The following is an 18,557-nucleotide window of genomic DNA, read 5'->3' as shown; positions in this document are numbered from 1 at the left end:
CTTGCTATTGGGTTGGTCGAAATTCAGTCGGCAGGCACTTCCGGCCGCATGGGCGGCATTGCCTTGAGTTCCGCTGCCCCGTCCTTGCCGGACATGTGAGCAGCGTACCATTTGGCAAAAGGCACGGCTGTGACACCATGCAGGACCGCGCTGATCCAGACCGCGTTAACGGCCAGGTTCAGGAGCTGTTCACCGATTGCGTGATCGATCTGGTCAACGACGAGGAGCGCGAAGAGGGCTGTTGCCAGTCCGCGCGGGCCGAACCAGCCGAAAAAGAGCTTGGTCAGCGGGGCGGCATCCGTGCCGGCAAGCGACAGCCAGACCGCCAGTGGTCGCACCACGAACAGGCTCACCAGAATGAGCGCAAGGCTGGCGGCATCAAGGTGAGCGATGGCTTCGGGCAACAGGGCAAGACCGATCAGGAAAAAGGCACCCCAGGAAAGCATCTGGCCTTCGCTTTCGGTGAATTCGTAAATGAAGGCGCATTGCCCCTTGATGACGTTGCCGAAGAAGAGCCCTGCGACAAACGCTGATATGAAACCGTTGCCGCCGATTTCGCCGGCGGCAAGATAAGCGCCGCACGCCATGGCAATGGCGCCGATGCCTTCGATGGTATCGGTGGTCATGCCCCGGCGTTTGGCAGCCAGAAACAGCACTCCGCCCGCAGCTCCGATAGCCGCGCCCGCCAGGGGACCAAGGATCAGTTGCTTGGCGCCAAACATCAGCCAGTCTGTCGCACCCGGCTGCATCATTTCCCCGGCAAGGCTCGCGAACAGCAAGATGGCCGGCAGGGCCAGTCCGTCATTGAGGCCGCTTTCCAGCGTCAGCGCCCGGCGCACCCGCTCCGGCACCGCCTTGTTGGTGATGACAGCCTGGCCGAGAGCAGCGTCGGTCGGGGCGAGCAGCGCGGCAGCAAGAGCGGCGACGATGAGCGGTTCACCGCTCAAAAACGGTATGGCCGCGATGGTTCCGATAATGATGGCAAGTGGCAGGCCAAGGGCGAGCATGCGCAGGGGCCATTGGTGGCGCTGGCGCAGGGCCTGAAGATTGATCTGGGCAGCGTCCAGGAACAAAAGGACGATGAGAGCCATTTCGGCAACGATATGCAGAAGGCGTTCAGCATCGGTTCCGGGCATCAGCCCGGTCTGGGCCATCAGGTAGCCGAAGCCGATGAAGAGGATCGGCGCTGTCAGGACGCCCTTCGACAATGTCCTGGCCAGCAGCGTGTAGCAGACCGTAAACAGCGCCAGAAGCAACAGGCCGGTTGTCATGAAACGGTATCCCCCTCGAACGCTGTGACGTTAGGACAGCGCGAGCTGCCGTCTCAAATCATAATGCGATGACGCGGTTGTGCGACAGCCGTGATTTGCCAAAGGCGAAAATGCGTTTGGAAAGGGCGGGTCAAAGGCCCGTGTGAGGATTACTGCAAGGCCGCCAATTGCTTCAGGATGCGCTGCGCATCGGTGGGTTTGGCGGCGATTTCAAGGATCAGTTTCTTGCGCACTGCTTCGGCAAATGTCGCTGGACTGTCGGCAGTCACCACAAAGGCGGCCGGACCGCCGATGATGCTCTCGTAGAACCGCTTTTCCAGATCGTAGGCAATCGGCCGGCCGGAACAATGCCGGCACAGAACCGCCAGGCCGTTGATGACAATACCGGAGGAAACCACGATATTCCGGGCTTCGGGTATGGTCGGACCGTTCCAGTTGTTGGCGCTGTCGGCAGACAGGTCGATCACCCTGCGCAAGCCCGCAAAGGCATTTTCGTCGATCAGCTCCTTGCCTTTCAGAAGCGCTGCGCCAATGGCGTTGCGGCCGTAGGCGCGGCGCGGGGCTGCCATCAGTTCCGTTGCAAAATGCTGGGCGCTCTCAGGTCCGTCGATGACGGTCCAGTCCACGACAACATCCTGGGAGTGCATGTCCGCCCATTCGACATAGGTGACGACGATCTTGCCGTAGATGTTGCTGGCGATGGCATTCAGCACTGACGGGTCCGTGATCGCGTCGGCATAGCCCTTGCGCTGGAAGCGGATTTCCTCGTCATCGATTGACCCGGTCGCATCGGCCAGGAGCACCAGTTCCAGGTCGAGTTCTTCGGAAAAGGCTGGGGGGATCAGAAAAAGGCACCAGACAACAACAGCAAGGATTATCCGCATCGCAACCGTCTCCCCATGGCAAAGGCATCTGAGAGTAGCTAGGGCGAGGTCGGGAAAAGGGCAGGGTGGATGATGGTCGTGTCGCGAAGTTTGTCGTTGTTTGCACATGTCATAATACGGCTTGCCCCACTCGTATCCGGGGAAGCTCTCGCCACAGAATATTTGCACTCAAGCACTGGCAACTTGTCATCCCTGCGCAGGCAGGGATCCAGTAACTCACAGACTTTGCGGTTTTCGTCTCATACGACACGGCGTACTGGGTCCCGGTCTTGCTGCTGACGCAACAAACCGGGACGACAAATCATGGAGGTTCGGATGTGCTTAATCCCGCAATCCATGCCAACGCGTTTCCTCGTTCACGCACTTTGTATGGAGGTGCAACGGCTTGGATCCCATGGTCATGCCATGGGATGACGACACTTGGAATTGAACAAACAAAAAACCCGCCTTCCATCGGAAAGCGGGTTTTGCAGGGTCTGCTTTTTAACCAGAGCTTACGCGACAGCGCGGGCCAGTGCGCATTGCGACCACAGGTCGTTGATCGCGTTGGCGAGGTGTTCGATGTCCTCGGCCGTGTGCAGCGGGGTCGGGGTGAAGCGCAGGCGCTCCGTGCCGACCGGAACCGTCGGATAGTTGATCGGCTGAACGTAGATGCCGTAGGTGTCCAGAAGGATGTCGGAGATCCATTTGCACTTCTTGGCATCACCCACCATCACCGGAACGATGTGGCTCGGGTTTTCCATGTGCGGGATACCGCGCTTGTCGAGAGCGGCGCGGACCTGGGCGACCCGGTCCTTGTGCGCCTTGCGCTCGAACGGGCTGTCCTTCAGGTGACGGATGGAGACGGCTGCGCCTGCTGCCAGCGCCGGCGGCAGGGCGGTGGTAAAGATGAAGCCGGAGGCGAAGGAGCGGATAAAGTCGACCACCGTCTTCGAACCGGTGATGTAACCACCCATCACGCCGAAGGCCTTGCCGAGCGTGCCTTCGATGATGGTCAGACGATCCATCAGGCCTTCGCGTTCGGCAACGCCGCCACCGCGCGGGCCGTACATGCCGACGGCGTGCACTTCGTCGAGGTATGTCAGTGCACCGAACTTGTCGGCAACGTCGCAGATCTCCTTGATCGGCGCGATGTCGCCATCCATGGAATAGACGCTTTCGAATGCGACCAGTTTCGGCGCGTCCGGATCGTCCGCCGCCATCTGGCGTTCCAGGTCTTCATAGTCGTTGTGCTTGAAGATGCGCTTTTCGCAGCGGGCGTGGCGGATGCCTTCAATCATGGAGGCGTGATTGAGCGAGTCCGAATAGACGATCATGCCCGGAACCTGGGAGGCGAGCGTACCCAGCGCTGCCCAGTTGGAAACATAACCGGACGTGAAGATCAGAGCAGCTTCCTTGCCGTGAAGGTCGGCCAGCTCGTTCTCCAGAAGAACATGGTAGTGGTTGGTGCCGGAAATGTTGCGCGTTCCGCCTGCGCCTGCGCCGCATTTGGAGATCACGTCCTGCATCGCGGACACGACCTTTTCGTTCTGGCCCATGCCGAGATAATCGTTGGAGCACCAGACGGTCACGTCCTGAACGGAACCATCTTCGCGGTAACGGGTTGCGCGCGGAAAAGCACCTGCCTGACGTTCCAGATCTGCAAACACACGGTAATTGCCGTTGTCATGCAGTTTGCCCAGGCGTTCTTCCAGATACGCGTTCACGTCCATTCTCAGGATCCTCTCATCGCGGGCACCTTTGCCAGCGCCTCTCTCCTGCCCGCGCAACTCGCGTCCCGCGCGGCCAATTTGCTGCCTGGAACCTTTCCGTCCGATTCCAGACTAGCAGCTAACTTATAGCCATTCAAAACTGCTTATCAAAGTTTTGGCCTTGATCAAGGTCAAAAACCCCGGCTGCGTCCAATCGCCATAGTGTCCGTTGCCGTGGTTTGCCAAGGAAAACCGGCCTTGTTCCCTTGTCGGAAAATGTGCGCAATACCCGGAGAAACCGAAGAATATCCCAAGGTGATTGCCGGAAAGTTTTCGCTGTTACGGCAAAGATGGGTACGGCATCGGAAAGTGCATGGGGCCAAATTGCCGCATTCTTCGGCCCGGTTTGAAGAAGTTTCTTGCTTTCAACCCTCAAACATGAATACTGATTCATGTTTCATGAATTGGGAGGAAACAGCAGGTGCGCAAACCAGCCGCAGAAGCAGACGCGCCGCAAAAGGCTGCAGGCAACCAGCCGAAAACGGCGCGCGGTGAAGCCACCCGAAAGGCAATCCTGACTGCTGCCGAAAGGGTGATCGGCGAGAAAGGCTACAACGACGCCTCCATCGGCCACATTACCAGTGAGGCAGGTGTCGCCCAAGGCACTTTCTATATCTACTTCACCACCAAGGAGCAGGTGTTCTCGGAGCTCGTCCTGGAAATGGGGCGGCTGGTCCGGCACACGATCGCCGAGGCAACGCAGGGCATCGGCAACCGGCTTGAAGCGGAAAAGGCCGGCTTGCAGGCCTTCCTGGAATTCGTCCAGGCCCATCCGGACCTCTACCGGATCGTTCAGGAAGCACTGTTCGTCGATCCTGCAGCCTATGAGGAATATTACAAGACATTCGCCGCCGGTTACCGGTCGGGACTGGTTGCTGCCGAGGCCGCCGGCCAGATCTCCAAGGGGGACACGGAAACCCGTGCCTGGGCCCTCATGGGCATCGCCCGGGCCCTTGGCGAGCAGCTGGTCGTGTTCAAGTCGGAAAAACCCATTTCCGAACTGGTTGCCAGTGCCTACGACCTGATTGCCAACGGCATCAAACCCTGAGGCGCATGTCATGGGCCTCGTTGAGACAGAAACACGCGGCGGCGCGATCTGGATATGGTTGAACCGGCCGGACCGGCACAATGCCCTGGTTCCGGCCCTGGTTTCGCAACTGCGGAGCGCCATTGCCGAAGCGGCGATGGCCGAACCGGTGGCGCTGGTTCTGTCGGGCCGCGGATCCAGCTTTTCGACTGGTGGCGATATTGGCGGGTTTTTGGACCATGCCGGATCGCAAGGTAAACTCGTAGCCTACTCGGACGAGCTTGTCGGCAGCCTGCACGAGACGATCCTCGACCTGCTGTCCTTTCCGGCGCCGGTGCTGGCGGCGGTCAATGGGCCGGTGACGGGTGGTTCTGCTGGCTTGATGCTGGCGGCAGACATGGTCGCCATGTCCGGGACGGCCTTTGTCCAGCCCTACTACAATCAGGTGGGCTTCGGGCCGGATGGCGGCTGGACAGCCTTGCTGCCGGACCGCATCGGCACTTCTAAGGCACTTGCGATCCAGTATCGCAACACGCGCATCAGTGCTTCGGAGGCTGTGGAACTGGGGCTTGCCGTCTGTCAGGTACCAGGGGCTGAGCTTGTTGCAACTGTTGACGGCTGGGTCGTGGATCTCGGCAAAGGCTTCGCGCAGACCCACCGCACGACACGGCAGAGTGTTTGGGATTCACGCAGATGCGCGATGGTGCGAGACCGTCTCGACCAGGAAAAAGCCAGGTTCCTGGACCTGGTGAGCCGTCAAAGCACGCTCGACGGCATGAAGGAATTCACCAGGAAACGGGCCTGAGGAGACGCCCGTCCGAAGGACCAGGACGGCGACTGCAAGACGGACACCTCGCCTTGCAGGGCGCTGGCTCGAGGCCCCGCCAGGTGTTGGGAGGACGCATGGAATATTTAACCGACATGGCCGCAAAACGGGCGGAGCTCACGCCCGGGGCGACAGCCTTTGTCGATCATGAAAGCGGCAGATCTTTCAGTTTCTGCGAGATCAACGAGCGCGCCACCCGGTTGGGCAACCTTCTGCTGGGTCGCGGCCTTGCCAAGGGCGACCGCATGGCGGTGCTCTGCCATAACCACCCGGATTTCTTCGTGCTGCTGTTTGCGGCTCAGAAAACCGGCATCCTGCTGGTGCCGCTCAACTGGCGGCAGCCGGTTGCCGAGCTGCAGCCCATATTGGCGGCCTCCGGTGCGAAGCTGCTGTTTCATGATCTTGCGTTTGTCGAGATTGCCGAAGAACTTGCCGCCACAACCGGCCTGTCGCTTCTGCCGCTGGGCGCCGAGGGCCGGGGTGGCAGCGCTCTTGATCGTCTTCTGACGGGGGCAAGTCCTGCAGCGATCGGCTGCGGCAAGGTCAAGGCTTCAGCCCCCTGGTATCTGCTTTACACCTCCGGAACGACGGGCCTGCCCAAGGCGGTCATCCAGACGGCAGGCATGGCCTATGCCAACATGATCAACTACTGCCAGGCAACGGGTCTTTCGATCGGCGAAAAGGGCGTCAATTTCTTGCCGCTCTTCCATACGGCGGGGATTAACCTGCCGACGCTGCCGATCTTCCTGAACGGCGGCATGTCGACTGTCTTGCGCAAGTTCGACCCGGAGACCGTGCTTGATCTCGTTTCCGCCGGAAACGTCACCTGCTTTTTCGGTGTTCCGGCGATCTATCAGGCGCTGGCGCTGTCACCCAGGATCGGCAAGACGAATTTTTCGAAGGTCCGCTCGCTCGGCTGTGGCGGTGCGCCGGTGCCGAAACACCTGTTGTCGGAGTTTCAGGAGCGGGGCGTCACCATCTGCAACGGCATGGGCATGACCGAGACCGGGCCAACCGTGTTCCTGATGGACAAGGGCCATGCGCCCGCCAAGATCGGTTCAGTCGGAAAACCGCAGATCCTGACGGATGTTCGCCTGGTCGACGGCGATGGCGGTATCGTCGAAGGGCCGGGGGAAGGGGAAGTCCAGTTTCGCGGGCCGAACATCACGCCGGGCTACATGGACAACAAGGAAGCGACGGTTGCCACCTTCACGGTCGACGGCTGGCTGAAATCCGGTGACATCGGGCGCCGCGACGAGGACGGCTACTACTACATCGTCGACCGGATCAAGGACATGTACATCTCGGGAGGCGAGAACGTCTATCCGGCCGAAGTCGAGAAGGTTCTTGTTGGACATCCGGCCGTTCTGGAGGCCGTGGTGATTGGTGTGCCTGATGCTAAGTGGGGCGAGGTCGGTGCGGCCTTCCTGATTGTACGTCCCGGCGAAGACCTCGATACGACGACGTTGGCCGACTGGTGCCGCAAGCAGCTGGCGCCCTACAAGGTGCCGAAAAGCTTTACCGTCGTTGACGACCTGCCGCGCACCGCGGCGGGCAAGGTGCGCAAGAACATTCTGAAAGACGACTTCCTTGCCGACAATTCCCTGGAGAAAGCATAACCGATGAGCCTGACCGCTGACGCGCAGCACAGCGCAACGTTTAGCTGGATCCCCCGTCAGGAGGATTTCGATGCCTTTGCCGATCTGTCCGGTGATGACAACCCGATCCACGTCGATCCCGAATTTTCGGCTCGCACACGGTTCGGTCGGACGGTCTCCCACGGAATGCTGCTTTATACGCGGGTCTTTGCGCATCTGGAGGCCCTCCATCCGGGGCGAAGCCATGCCGTGCAGACTTTGATGTTTCCCAATCCGGCCTATGCGGATGAGGAGCTAACGTTTTCGTTCACGCCGAGCGAGGACGATGGGGACCTGATCCTGATCGAGGTCGCCCGTGCAGCGGACGGGGCCGTGACCTTGTCCGGTTCCTGCAAACTGGGGGGGCGGACATGAGCATGGAAGTCGGAGCGCGCGCGGAAGTCAAACGCAGCTACACAGAAGACGACATGCGTGGTTTCGCGCAGCTTGCCGGAAACGGTGCGGAAGTACCGGTGTCTGTTCCGGGACCACTGATCGGCGGGCTCTTTTCCTATCTGCTGGGCGTCGAACTGCCGGGGAGAGGAACCAACTACCTGAAGCAGAACCTGGAGTTTCTGGCGCCTGCCCCGGTTGGGGAGACGCTGACGGCCTCGGTGACCATCACGCGCTTGCGGCCGGAAAAACACCTGGTCGATCTGGAAACGGTTTGTGAAGCCGAGGACGGCACCCGCATCTGTCAGGGCCGGGCGCTGGTCTATGTCGAGGATGTCGGCAAGGACTGAGCCGTTGTTACAGGTTTTTGGCTGCCGAGCGGCGTTAGGCTGACCGGGTGCGCATTCGAGGGCCTTCTACTCGCCCTCGATGATCCGGACCTTGGATGGCCAGAAGGCGTAGTGCCCGGCAAGTTTCTCCGCCATCGGCACCGGGGATCTGTAGACCCAGCCGATCTCCTCGCCATCATGGGAAATGTAGCTGGCGTCGCCCTTGATGGGGCAATGGGTAGACTTGTCGACATACCCGAACCGGGTCTTGAGATCGGCTTCCGGCACGTAGATCACGGGGTCATAAAAAGACTTGCCGATTTCAAGAACGCGAACCGCATTGATGCTGTCCGCCAGCAGGGCCGCGCCCTGATAGATGCGAATTCGCCGGGGCACGTCCTTAATCACCATCAGGTGGTCGGGGTTTTCCGGGTTGCGGATCGCCGTATCGAAGGCGGGCATTGTCTGCGCAGTCATGAGGTCCTCCGTGGAATTGGCCCTCATGTGTGGATGGTGACGGTGAAACGCAAAACAATTCTATGCTGCAGGGCACACGGTTTCGCTGGGTTTTGGGCGTTCGCAGGTTGAAGGTCATCGTTTCGGCCTTGATAATTCCTGCAGTTCTGCGCTCAAACAGGAGAACATGAATTTAGGAAGAAGTGGTGCCATGGCCGAAAGCGTTCAGGATTTTTTGAAACGGCTGTTCCTGCGGGCCGTCGAAGTGGCGGACCCGATGCAGAGCCTTGGTGCGTTTCTGCCGGAGAAACCAGCGGGCCGCGTCGTGGTGATCGGCGCAGGCAAGGCCTCCGCCCGAATGGCGGAAGCGGTCGAAAACATCTGGGGGCCGTGCGAGGGCCTGGTGATCACGCGCTATGGCTACGCGAGGCCGTGCGAAGGGATCGAGATCGTGGAGGCCGCGCATCCGGTTCCGGACGAAATGGGGTTTGTCGCGACCAAACGCATGATCGAGCTTGTTTCCGGCCTGGGTGAGAACGACTACGTGCTGGCGCTCATGTCCGGTGGTGCCTCGGCCTTGCTGATTGCGCCTGCCGGAGAAATCTCGCTGGCCGAAAAGCAGGCGGTCAACCAGGCGCTTCTGGCCTCCGGTGCGCCAATCGGCCAGATGAACGTCGTGCGGAAACATCTGAGCCGGGTGAAGGGCGGACAATTGGCAGCCGCTGCCTATCCTGCAAAGATGCTGGCTCTGCTCATCTCCGATGTTCCCGGTGACAATCCTGCTGAAATCGGGTCCGGTCCGACGGTTGGCGATACCAGCACGACGGCCGATGCCAAGGCGATCCTGGAGCAGTGGAAGATCGAAGTGCCGGCTTCGGTGCAACAGGTTCTCGCCGCCGGAAGCGGTGTGTTGAAGCCCGATGACGAAAAGCTTAGCCGTGTGTCGAATGTCATCTTCGCAGCTCCCTCCCAGTCGCTGGAAGCTGCCCGGACACTTGCCGAAGCAGAAGGCTGTGATGTCGAGATCCTGGGGGATGCCCTGGAAGGCGAAGCGCGGGAAGTTGCGCGTGCCCATGCAGAGCTTGCCCTCAGCCGCCAGAGCGAGCGCCCCGAAGGCAGCCGGCCCTTGCTGCTCCTGTCCGGCGGTGAGCTGACGGTGACCCGACGCGGCGAGGGCATTGGCGGACCGAACGCCGAATACGCCCTGGCTCTTGCCTTTGCCTTGCGCGGGGCTCCAGGTATCCACGCGATCGCTTGCGACACGGACGGTGTCGACGGGGCAGCAGAGGTAGCGGGTGCTGTCATTGGCCCGGATACGTTGGCGAGGGCGGACAAGGCGGGTGCCGATGTGGAAGAGGCACTTCTTACCAATGACGCTCACCGCTTTTTCGACACGATCGGAGATCAGGTTGTCACCGGGCCGACACTGACGAATGTCAATGATTTCCGTGCCATATGGATCGGATAGTGCATTGGCCGGGACGAACGCCCGCAAATACTTTACCCGGCAAATGGCGCCGGAATTCCCAAGGGACCGGACTTGACTGAAATCACCATCACCCGTGTGGCGCGCCTGCCGGATCCGTTTCGGATCGAACGGTTTCTGTCCAATCCCAAGCTTGGCCCGAGGACGCTGTTCTTCAGCGGTGGATCGGCACTCAACGGTGTCGCCCAGTGCCTGAAGCGCTACACGCATAATTCCATCCACCTGGTGACACCGTTCGATTCCGGCGGCAGCTCGCAAGGGCTCAGGATTGCCTTCAACATGCCGGCCATTGGTGATCTCAGAAGCCGGTTGATGGCACTCGCCGACGAAACGGTGCTCGGCCATCCGGACGTTTTTCGCCTGTTCACACATCGGTTTTCGAAAACAGCCTCGCAAGTGGATCTGGCCGCCGAGCTGGAAAGCATGATCGCCGGAACGCATCCGCTGGTGGAGGCGATAGAGCAGCCGATGCGCACGCTCATCCAGAATCAGCTGGGCATGTTTCACGCCGCACGTCCGATAGATTTCGACCTTCGCGGCGCCAGCATCGGCAACCTGATCCTGGCAGGTGGTTACCTCAACCAGAACCAGCAACTTGAACCGATCATCTTTCTGGTGGCCAAGCTGGTGGGTGTTCAAGGCACCGTCCGGGCCGTTGCAGACGACAACCTGCACCTGGGGGCAGACCTTGAGGATGGCGAGGTTGTCATCGGCCAGCATCTTCTGACCGGCAAGGAGCATCCGCCACTGGTTTCGCCGATCAGGAACCTGTTCCTCAATCGGGGGCTGACCGGCAAGGACCCTGCGGAAGCAGCGTTTCCGGACCGCAACCGGAGCCTCATCCAGTCCGCTGACCTCATCTGTTATGCGCCGGGCAGTTTCTATACCAGCCTGATCGCGAATCTTCTGCCGAAAGGCGTCGGAAAAGCCATTGCCGCACGCACCGTTCCGAAGGTCTATGTGCCCGGAACGGGGCAGGATCCGGAAACCGGCACGATGAGCGTTGCCGACAAGGTGCAGACCCTGCTTGCCTATTTGCGGCGGGACGCGGGCAGCGATTGCCCGGTCGACCGTCTGCTCAACTTCGTGATCGTCGACCAAGCGGTTCCGGAGAAGGAAACGGAAGGGCTGCAGGCGCTTGGGCTTTCCGTGCTTCGGCTCGATCTCGTCAGCAAGGCGTCCGCACCCTATTATGCCCCTGTGCCGCTTTGCGAAACTCTGGTCTCGCTGACGTAATCACCACCGAACATTCAGGACAAGGCCATGAAACGTACGAAGCTTCTAAACCGGCATCTCAGCAAACTGGTAGCCTCGCTCGGCCATATGGACGAGATCGTCCTTGCCGATGCAGGCCTTCCGGTTCCTGCCAATGTTGGTGTGATCGACCTGGCAGTCAGCCCCGGTATTCCGGCCTTCTTCGATGTTCTGGAAGCGCTGGCCGATGAAATGATCGTCGAGCAGGCGGTCTTTGCGGACGAGGCATCGGAAGATCTCGTCACGCAGATCGAGGTCCGGCTGGCCCATTGGGCGGCTGATACAGGCAAGCCGATCGAACATGTCCGCATGTCTCACGAGGACTTCAAGGAGCGTTGTTCGAAGGCACGTGCGGTCATTCGTACCGGTGAATGCACGCCTTATGCAAATCTGATTCTCGTCTCCGGCGTACCGTTCTGACAATCGCCGCAGACGGTGTCTGCAAGGCCTGTCTCCACAGCCATCGATGAGAACTGACCGGCGCGAGGGGGGAGTGGAAATACTCCTCCCATTTTTGTTTTCCGAAACGTTGCGGCGGCATGTTTCGTTGCAACGTCAGTCGCTTCCCGCTCTGCAAAAAATAAAAATTTGATCTCCAAAACCGATTTTGTTGACTTGCAAAATCGGTTTTGTAAAAATTTTCCTCAATAAAACAATCTGTTGCCTTTTGAGGCTGCAGGCCGGGAATTGAGCCCTTCGGGCTCGCAGGGAGGATCGATGTCGCGACTTCGCGATTCCGTCACCATTGATGACGTGGCGCGCCATGTGGGCGTTGCGAAAGGAACCGTGTCGCGGGTCCTCAACAATTACACCGATATTTCCGAAGCCACCCGCAGACGTATCCTCAAGGCTGTTCAGGATCTGGGCTATCAGCCGTCGGCCACCGCACGCAATCTGAAGCGCGGACGTCAGGACACGCTCGGCATCGTCATCCCCGTGGGTCACGGCAGTGGAGCGGATCCGTTCCTGTCCGAGTTCATCGACGGCATCGCAAGAGCTCTCGACGAACTGGGGCTGGACCTTCTGGTGACCACTGCCCATTCGCGCGAACACATGATCGAGACCGTGAAGCGGCTGATCGCCAGGCGCAAGGTGGACGGTTTCATCGTCACCCGAACGGAAGTGGACGATTCGCGCATCGCCTATCTGCGGGAACAGAATTTTCCATTCGTTGCCCACGGCCGCACGCGCGATCCGGCAGGCTATGCCTGGTTCGATATCGATAACGAGGCGGCCTTTGCTGACGGCGTTCGCCACCTCTACAGCCTCGGACACGAGCGGATCGGGTTCATCGGCGGTCCGATGGAACTCAACTTCGCGCTTCAGCGCCGCAACGGGTACAGGCAGGGCCTGGAGGCCCTGGGCCTTGCGCATGATCCGGCATTGGAAAATCTTCAGCCGCTCAGCGAAAAAGGCGGCTTTGCAGGGGCCGAGGCGCTGTTGTCGCTGGAGGCGCCGCCGACCGCACTTTTGTGCGTGACTGACGCCCTTGCCATCGGAGCGGTGCAGTACTGCCGCAAGTTCGGTCTGAAGGTCGGCTCCGACGTTACCGTCGTCGGCTATGACGGCCTGCCGGTGGGCGAATACCTGGACCCGCCGCTGACGACCTTTTCGCAAAGCGCCCAGGAAGCAGGCGGCAGGGTTGCCCGCATGCTTATCGATGTTCTGGACGGCAAGAACCCCACGGATCTGCAGGCCCTTGCCAAGGCAAACCTGATCCGGCGCGCCTCGGATGGCGCTCCGGCAAATTCATCGGAGGCGCTTGCAAGCGCGCTCCGCGACCGGCTGAACCAACAGCCACATTCCGGCAGGAAGGGAGAGTAATATGTTTGGGAGGACAACATTCCTGGCCTCGACCATCGCGGGCGTTCTGACGCTCGGTCTGACGGCCGCACAGGCCGAGACGTTGCGGTTCTGGACGACTGAAGAACAACCGGAACGCCTGGCCAAGCAGGAAGAAATGGCCGCCGCGTTCAAGGATAAGACAGGCATCGAGGTGGACGTCATTCCGGTGACGGAATCCGATCTCGGCACGCGTGCCACGGCAGCCTTTGCCGCCGGCGATCTGCCGGATGTCATCTATCACACGCTGCAATACGCGCTGCCCTGGGCCGAAGCAGGCATCCTGGATACGGAAGCTGCGACCGAAGTGTTTGAAAAACTGGGTGCCGGCACATTCGCGCCTGGCGCGGTTGCCATGGCTGCCGTTGAAGACGGTGTCGCCTCCGTGCCTGTGGACGGCTGGACCCAGATGGTGATCTACCGCAAGGACCTCTTTGAGGAAAACGGCCTTGCCGCTCCGGACAGCTACGAAGACATTCTGGCGGCCGTCGAAAAACTGCATAACCCGCCTGAAATGTTCGGCTTCGTCGCCGCGACCAAGGTTGACGAGAACTTCATGAGCCAGGTGCTGGAGCACGTGCTTCTGGCCAATGGTGTCAGCCCTGTCGGTGACGACGGTTTCAAGCCGCTGGACGAGAAGAAGACTGTCGAAGCGCTGGAGTTCTACAAGGCCATCGCCAAGGCATCGCCTCCCGGTGACCTCTTCTGGAAGCAGTCGCGCGAGCTTTATTTTGCCGGCAAAGCAGCCATGATCATCTGGTCGCCGTTCATCCTGGATGAGCTTGCCGGCCTGCGGGACAGCGCTCCGCCGACCATCACTGACGATCCGACTTCCACGGAACTTGCTTCCAAGACCGGTGTTGTCACCACCTTGAGCGGCCCGTCCAATCCAGATGGGGCAGCCTGGGCTGACATCCGTTACTTCGGCATCACCAACGACGCGGACACGGAAGCGGCGATGCAGTTCGTCGAGTTCTCCATGGATGACGGCTACCTGTCGACCCTGTCGATCGCGCCGGAAGGCAAGTTCCCGATCCGTCGTGGTTCTGCCGACAACGCGACCGAATTCGTCGATGGCTGGGCAAAGCTCCCGGTGGGTGTCGACCGCAAGGCGCCGCTGACCGATCTCTACGATGCCGACACCATCAAGACCATCGTCTCCGGTCTCGACACCGCCAGCCGCTGGGGCGTCAAGGAAGGCCAGCTCTCGCTTGCCTCCAAGATGATCAACAGCCAGGTGATGAACCGTCTGGTGCGTGAATACATCGACGACGAACGCGATGCTGCGGCAACCGTTGCCAAGCTCAATGAAGAACTGGCCAAGATCCAGTAACGCCTTTCCACCCCTCAAGACCCCACGAGGGGGTGGGAAAGCCCGCACATAACGGCCCGGACCGGGCGTCTATCGGATGCCCGGTCCTTCCCAATCTCCTGCCGCTGCATTGCCGGCAGCCGAGATGGGCTCCAGACAGTTGCCGGTTGGGACTTGTCGGTCGCCAACGGCAGAACGGGATCTAGACCCCGGGCGGAAACATGAACACCAAAACCGAAGCTGACGCTTCCTCAGGGCCGCCGAAAGGCATCGGTCCGATGCAGCGGCGTGAAATGTGGCTGGCGTATCTGATGCTGGCGCCGACATTTGCCATCATCCTGATGATTGTTGCCGGACCGCTGCTTGCCAATTTCTGGATCAGTGTGAAACCGGTTCAGCTTGCCGACCTGCGGCCGCCGACCGTGCTCGTCAACGAACGGGTTCGTGGTCGGCCAAATGCACCAGGCGACGAGGCCCGGCTGGAATACCGGCTGCGCAATTCGTCCCAGGACGAGGAAGTCCGCAACGTGACGCTGAGCGATGTAGTGCCCGATGGCTTCACGGTGACTTCGCATTCCGAAAACTGTTCGCTCAATGGCGCCGCGCTGACGTGCGATCTTGGAACCGTAGCGCCTGGCTGGCGAGGTGACGTCGAACTGGTTGGAACCGTGTCGCAGGGGTTTCTGGATGCAAACCGTCCCGAACGTGCGAGCGAGCCGGTTATTTCGGGCGAAGCCAACAATGTGCTGACCAACTTCGAATTCACGTTCGAGAACTTCAGCCGGATCTTCAGCGCGGACGAGTTCTGGTCAGTGCTGCGCATTACGTTCTACTATACCATCTTCGGGACGGGTGGCGCGTTGGTGCTGGGTCTCTTTGCGGCCCAGCTCCTGAACACGACCTTCCCCGGTCGCGGTGTCCTACGGGGCCTGTTCCTGTTTCCCTACGTCTCGCCGGTGATCGCGGTTGCCTTTACCTGGGTCGTGCTGTTCGACCCGTTTTCCGGCACGCTCAATGCCCTTCTGACAAAAATGGGCGTTGTCGCCGATCCGATCAATTTCTTTGGCCAGAGGGCGATCGAGTTTTCCGTTCTCGGCATTCCGATGGAGTTTCCGCTGGCGCTGACGACGGTGATTGCCTTCGAGGCCTGGCGTTACTTCCCGCTGTCTTTCCTGTTCATCCTGGCGCGCATGCAGTCGATCAACACGGACATGTATGAAGCTGCCGAAATGGACGGTGCGACGCCGCTGCAACAGTTCTGGTACCTGTCGCTGCCGCAACTGATGGGGATCCTCTCGGTCCTGTTCCTGCTGCGCTTCATCTGGACCTTCAACAAGTTCGACGACATCTTCCTTCTGACCGGCGGCAACGCGGGCACGCGTACGCTGACCGTCGATGTCTATGAGCAGGGATTTGCCCTGTCCAATCTCGGCGCCGGTGCAGCCGTTGCCGTGGTCGTCTTTGTCGTCCTTGTCACCTTCGCCACTTTGTTCATCCGCTTTTCGCCGAAGGAGGAAGGGCTATGAGACCCGGCAGTATCGTTCTCGCGGCGCTGACCGGCCTGATCTGGGGCGTCACTGCCATGGTGGTCATCGGTGTCACACTGACACTGGTGACCGGCGATGTGGCGCAGCCGCAGGCAACAGCGGCAGGTCTTGCGGGGCTTGTCAGTGCTCTGGTTCTGGTCTGGAGGCAGTCGACCGGGGGCGCTGGAGCCATGGCGGACAGGGGGCTTTGTGCTGCCGTCCTGTTCGTCGTCCTGATGGTGGCTTCCTTCGCGGCGCCCTTCGGTCTGTCGCTTGGTCAGCACTCCTTGTGGCAGGGACTTGGTCTGGTGATGTTTGTCGCTGGCGTTACCGGTGCCAATGCGATCTGCCTCGGTGGGGCCCGGCTTGGTGCCATGTCGCGCTACGAGCGTGAGGTTGTCTATATTCGCATCGCGAAGGGCGTCGGCTTCGTCGTCTTCTCGATCATTGTCGCCTTGCCGTTCTACGTCATGATCATGACCTCGCTCAAAAGCCAACAGGCGCTGCTGGCCAATCCGCTGGACCTGTCGATCGACGTCAGTCAGGGCATCAGCGGGCTGTTCCGGTCCTATGTCGAGCTTTTCACCCAGTTCAACTTCGGTCGTTACCTGATGGTGTCCGCCTTCGTGTCGGTGGCAACCGTCGTGCTGACATTGCTGTTCTCGGTGCCGGGCGCCTATGCCGTGTCGCGGCTGCGGTTTCCGGGGCAGGCATTCCTGGCCCGCTCCGTGCTGCTCATCTACATGGTGCCGGCGATCGTGCTGGTGATCCCGCTCTATGCGGTGTTCTCGCAGCTTGGCCTGCGCAACACGCTCACCGGCCTGTTGATCGTCTATCCGGCAACGACCATCCCGGTCGCGCTCTACATGCTGCAGGGCTACTTTCGCGGTCTGCCGTCGGAGCTGGAGGAAGCCGGACTGATGGACGGGCTGTCACGCATCGGCGTGATCCTCAAGATCACCCTGCCGCTGTCCCTTCCGGCGCTGGCCTCCGTTTCGCTTTACGTCTTCATGATCGCCTGGAACGAGTTCCTGTTCGCGTTCATGTTCCTGGACGATCCGGACATCTTCACGCTGTCGCGCGGAGTGGTGTCCCTCAATTCCTCCGAGGTGCCACGTCAGCATCTCATGGCGGGCGCGGTAATTGCGACCGTGCCCGTCCTTTTCATTTTCCTGTGGTTCGAACGTTTCCTTGTCCAGGGCCTGACGGCCGGCAGCGTCAAGGGTTGAACGATCAAGAGAAGGGGCTCTGAAGAGCCCGAGGGAGTACGCTGTGGCACACGCAGATCTAGACCAGGCGGCAAAGGCCATCCTGACCGAAAACGACCAGGGCGGGTACACGATCCCGACGAAGGGTCTTTATCCGTACCAGTGGAACTGGGATTCCGTCTTTGTCGCCCTGGGGTTTGCGGAATTCGACCAGGACCGGGCCTGGCAGGAAATCGAGATGCTGTTCCAGGGCCAGTGGCGCGACGGAATGGTGCCGCACATCCTGTTTCGCAAGGACGACCCGAGCTATTTTCCCGGACCGGGCGTGTGGGGAACCGACGGCGGTCCGATCCCGAGTTCCGGTCATTCCCAGCCGCCGGTGGCCGCGTCCGTTGTCCATAGCCTGGTGGAGGCTGACCGGACCGGCAAGGCATTGGAGCGGGCGAAGGCCTTGTTGCCGAAACTGATGGCCTGGCATCGCTGGTATCTTGCCTATCGCGACCCGAAAAACCTTGGTGTCATTGCGGTCATTCACCCCTGGGAATCCGGGCGGGACAACCTGCCGGACTGGGACGAGGCGCTGCGGGCGGTCGAGGTCAAGGACATTGGTCCCTATGAGCGGAAGGACACCTCTCATGTCGATCCGGCCATGCGGCCGCACAAGGAGGACTACGACCGTTATCTCAGCATTGTCGCTGCTTGCCGAAAGGTAGGCTGGGATCCGGAAAAAGTCGCCGAAACCTGCCCGTTCTTCGTTGCCGACCCGGGCGTTACCTTCATCTTCCTGCGCGCCAACCGGGATCTTCTCGCGCTGGCCGAAAAACTCGGCATGAGTGCGGAAGCCGACGAGATCCGAGGGTGGATCGCGGCGATGGAAAAAGGCAGCCGGACGCTTTGGAATGATGAGGTCAAGGCACATGTCGCTTTTGACGAGCGTCGCGGCAAGCAGACAGATGGCATCTCCAGTGCTTCCTTCCTGGCGCTCTATGCCGGGCTCCATGATCCGCAGACCCTTGGTGCGCTTCAGGCGCATTTTGACAGGATCGCGGAGCGGGTCGAATACCTGATGCCGTCCTATGATCCCGATCACCGCAGTTACGAGCCCTTGCGGTATTGGCGCGGACCGGTGTGGGCGATGATCAATTACATGATCGCGAAAGGCTTTGCCGAAGCAGGCGATGCCGTCCGGGCCGAACGACTGCGCGCCGACACCGCACGGCTGATCGAAACCGGGGGCTTTGCGGAATATTTCAGTCCGGAAACGGGCGCAGGAGCAGGTGGCGGATCGTTCTCCTGGACGTCGGCCATCTGGCTGACCTGGGCTTCGCCTTCACACGCCGAGCAGGCAGCTTAAG

The 18,557-nt window shown here is 60.4% G+C and carries 17 protein-coding genes; 13 read left to right on the top strand and 4 right to left on the bottom strand.

What is annotated here, in order from left to right; translation table 11 throughout:
• Positions 1 to 23: 23 nt before the first annotated feature.
• From ACVDG9_RS21100 to hemA, 3 genes are all read right to left on the bottom strand, one after another.
• On the bottom strand, positions 24 to 1,271 hold the full coding sequence (locus ACVDG9_RS21100; RefSeq protein ID WP_447238888.1) for a cation:proton antiporter domain-containing protein: 1,248 nt from the start codon (positions 1,269 to 1,271) through the stop codon (positions 24 to 26).
• Positions 1,272 to 1,420: 149 nt separating this feature from the next.
• The gene (locus ACVDG9_RS21095) at positions 1,421 to 2,155 is read right to left on the bottom strand and encodes a DUF1194 domain-containing protein (protein ID WP_447238887.1); all 735 of its coding nucleotides are present in this window, start codon (positions 2,153 to 2,155) and stop codon (positions 1,421 to 1,423) included.
• A gap of 494 nt (positions 2,156 to 2,649) precedes the next feature.
• Positions 2,650 to 3,867 (bottom strand): 5-aminolevulinate synthase, encoded by a 1,218-nt coding sequence (hemA, locus tag ACVDG9_RS21090; protein ID WP_031270302.1) that lies wholly within the window; start codon positions 3,865 to 3,867, stop codon positions 2,650 to 2,652.
• A 460-nt stretch (positions 3,868 to 4,327) separates the two neighbouring features.
• On the opposite strand from hemA, the gene ACVDG9_RS21085 reads away from it, so the two are divergent.
• The 5 genes from ACVDG9_RS21085 (at position 4,328) to ACVDG9_RS21065 (ending at position 8,139) form a co-directional block, all read left to right on the top strand.
• Entirely contained in the window at positions 4,328 to 4,954 is a 627-nt protein-coding gene (locus tag ACVDG9_RS21085) for a TetR/AcrR family transcriptional regulator (protein WP_447238886.1), read from the top strand.
• 10 nt (positions 4,955 to 4,964) lie between these two features.
• A complete protein-coding gene (locus ACVDG9_RS21080) occupies positions 4,965 to 5,738 on the top strand; it encodes an enoyl-CoA hydratase/isomerase family protein (RefSeq protein ID WP_447238885.1) in 774 nt (257 codons plus the stop codon).
• Between the two features lie 98 nt (positions 5,739 to 5,836).
• Positions 5,837 to 7,378, top strand: a complete 1,542-nt coding sequence (locus ACVDG9_RS21075) for an AMP-binding protein (RefSeq protein ID WP_023003043.1) — start codon at positions 5,837 to 5,839, stop codon at positions 7,376 to 7,378.
• Positions 7,379 to 7,381: 3 nt separating this feature from the next.
• Positions 7,382 to 7,771: a MaoC/PaaZ C-terminal domain-containing protein gene (locus ACVDG9_RS21070; RefSeq protein WP_447238884.1), complete on the top strand. Its 390-nt coding sequence runs from the start codon at positions 7,382 to 7,384 to the stop codon at positions 7,769 to 7,771.
• Positions 7,768 to 8,139, top strand: a complete 372-nt coding sequence (locus ACVDG9_RS21065; protein WP_447238883.1) for a hotdog family protein — start codon at positions 7,768 to 7,770, stop codon at positions 8,137 to 8,139. The genes ACVDG9_RS21070 and ACVDG9_RS21065 overlap by 4 nt, the downstream gene beginning before the upstream one ends.
• Positions 8,140 to 8,205: 66 nt before the next feature.
• Here ACVDG9_RS21065 and ACVDG9_RS21060 read toward each other — a convergent pair whose 3' ends face one another.
• Complete coding sequence (locus tag ACVDG9_RS21060; protein WP_208984244.1) at positions 8,206 to 8,595, bottom strand: DUF427 domain-containing protein; 390 nt, start codon at positions 8,593 to 8,595, stop codon at positions 8,206 to 8,208.
• A gap of 166 nt (positions 8,596 to 8,761) precedes the next feature.
• Between ACVDG9_RS21060 and ACVDG9_RS21055 the strand changes: the two genes are divergently transcribed.
• From ACVDG9_RS21055 to ACVDG9_RS21020, 8 genes are all read left to right on the top strand, one after another.
• Positions 8,762 to 10,042, top strand: a complete 1,281-nt coding sequence (locus ACVDG9_RS21055; RefSeq protein WP_447238882.1) for a glycerate kinase type-2 family protein — start codon at positions 8,762 to 8,764, stop codon at positions 10,040 to 10,042.
• A 72-nt stretch (positions 10,043 to 10,114) separates the two neighbouring features.
• Positions 10,115 to 11,296, top strand: a complete 1,182-nt coding sequence (locus ACVDG9_RS21050) for a GAK system CofD-like protein (RefSeq protein ID WP_367020018.1) — start codon at positions 10,115 to 10,117, stop codon at positions 11,294 to 11,296.
• Positions 11,297 to 11,323: 27 nt separating this feature from the next.
• Positions 11,324 to 11,734: a D-ribose pyranase gene (rbsD, locus tag ACVDG9_RS21045; protein ID WP_062487232.1), complete on the top strand. Its 411-nt coding sequence runs from the start codon at positions 11,324 to 11,326 to the stop codon at positions 11,732 to 11,734.
• 297 nt (positions 11,735 to 12,031) lie between these two features.
• Positions 12,032 to 13,138: a LacI family DNA-binding transcriptional regulator gene (locus ACVDG9_RS21040; RefSeq protein ID WP_447238881.1), complete on the top strand. Its 1,107-nt coding sequence runs from the start codon at positions 12,032 to 12,034 to the stop codon at positions 13,136 to 13,138.
• A 1-nt stretch (position 13,139) separates the two neighbouring features.
• Positions 13,140 to 14,489 (top strand): ABC transporter substrate-binding protein, encoded by a 1,350-nt coding sequence (locus ACVDG9_RS21035; protein ID WP_075284699.1) that lies wholly within the window; start codon positions 13,140 to 13,142, stop codon positions 14,487 to 14,489.
• A gap of 200 nt (positions 14,490 to 14,689) precedes the next feature.
• Positions 14,690 to 15,994: a carbohydrate ABC transporter permease gene (locus ACVDG9_RS21030; RefSeq protein ID WP_077291864.1), complete on the top strand. Its 1,305-nt coding sequence runs from the start codon at positions 14,690 to 14,692 to the stop codon at positions 15,992 to 15,994.
• The gene (locus ACVDG9_RS21025) at positions 15,991 to 17,223 is read left to right on the top strand and encodes a carbohydrate ABC transporter permease (protein ID WP_077291865.1); all 1,233 of its coding nucleotides are present in this window, start codon (positions 15,991 to 15,993) and stop codon (positions 17,221 to 17,223) included. The genes ACVDG9_RS21030 and ACVDG9_RS21025 overlap by 4 nt, the downstream gene beginning before the upstream one ends.
• Positions 17,224 to 17,266: 43 nt before the next feature.
• Positions 17,267 to 18,556 (top strand): MGH1-like glycoside hydrolase domain-containing protein, encoded by a 1,290-nt coding sequence (locus ACVDG9_RS21020; RefSeq protein ID WP_168685170.1) that lies wholly within the window; start codon positions 17,267 to 17,269, stop codon positions 18,554 to 18,556.
• The last annotated feature ends 1 nt before the right edge of the window (position 18,557 follow it).

This window comes from Roseibium sp. RP-7, from assembly GCF_053005225.1.
Note: the sequence above shows the minus strand (reverse complement) of the source record. Positions and strands in the feature narration are given on the sequence as shown.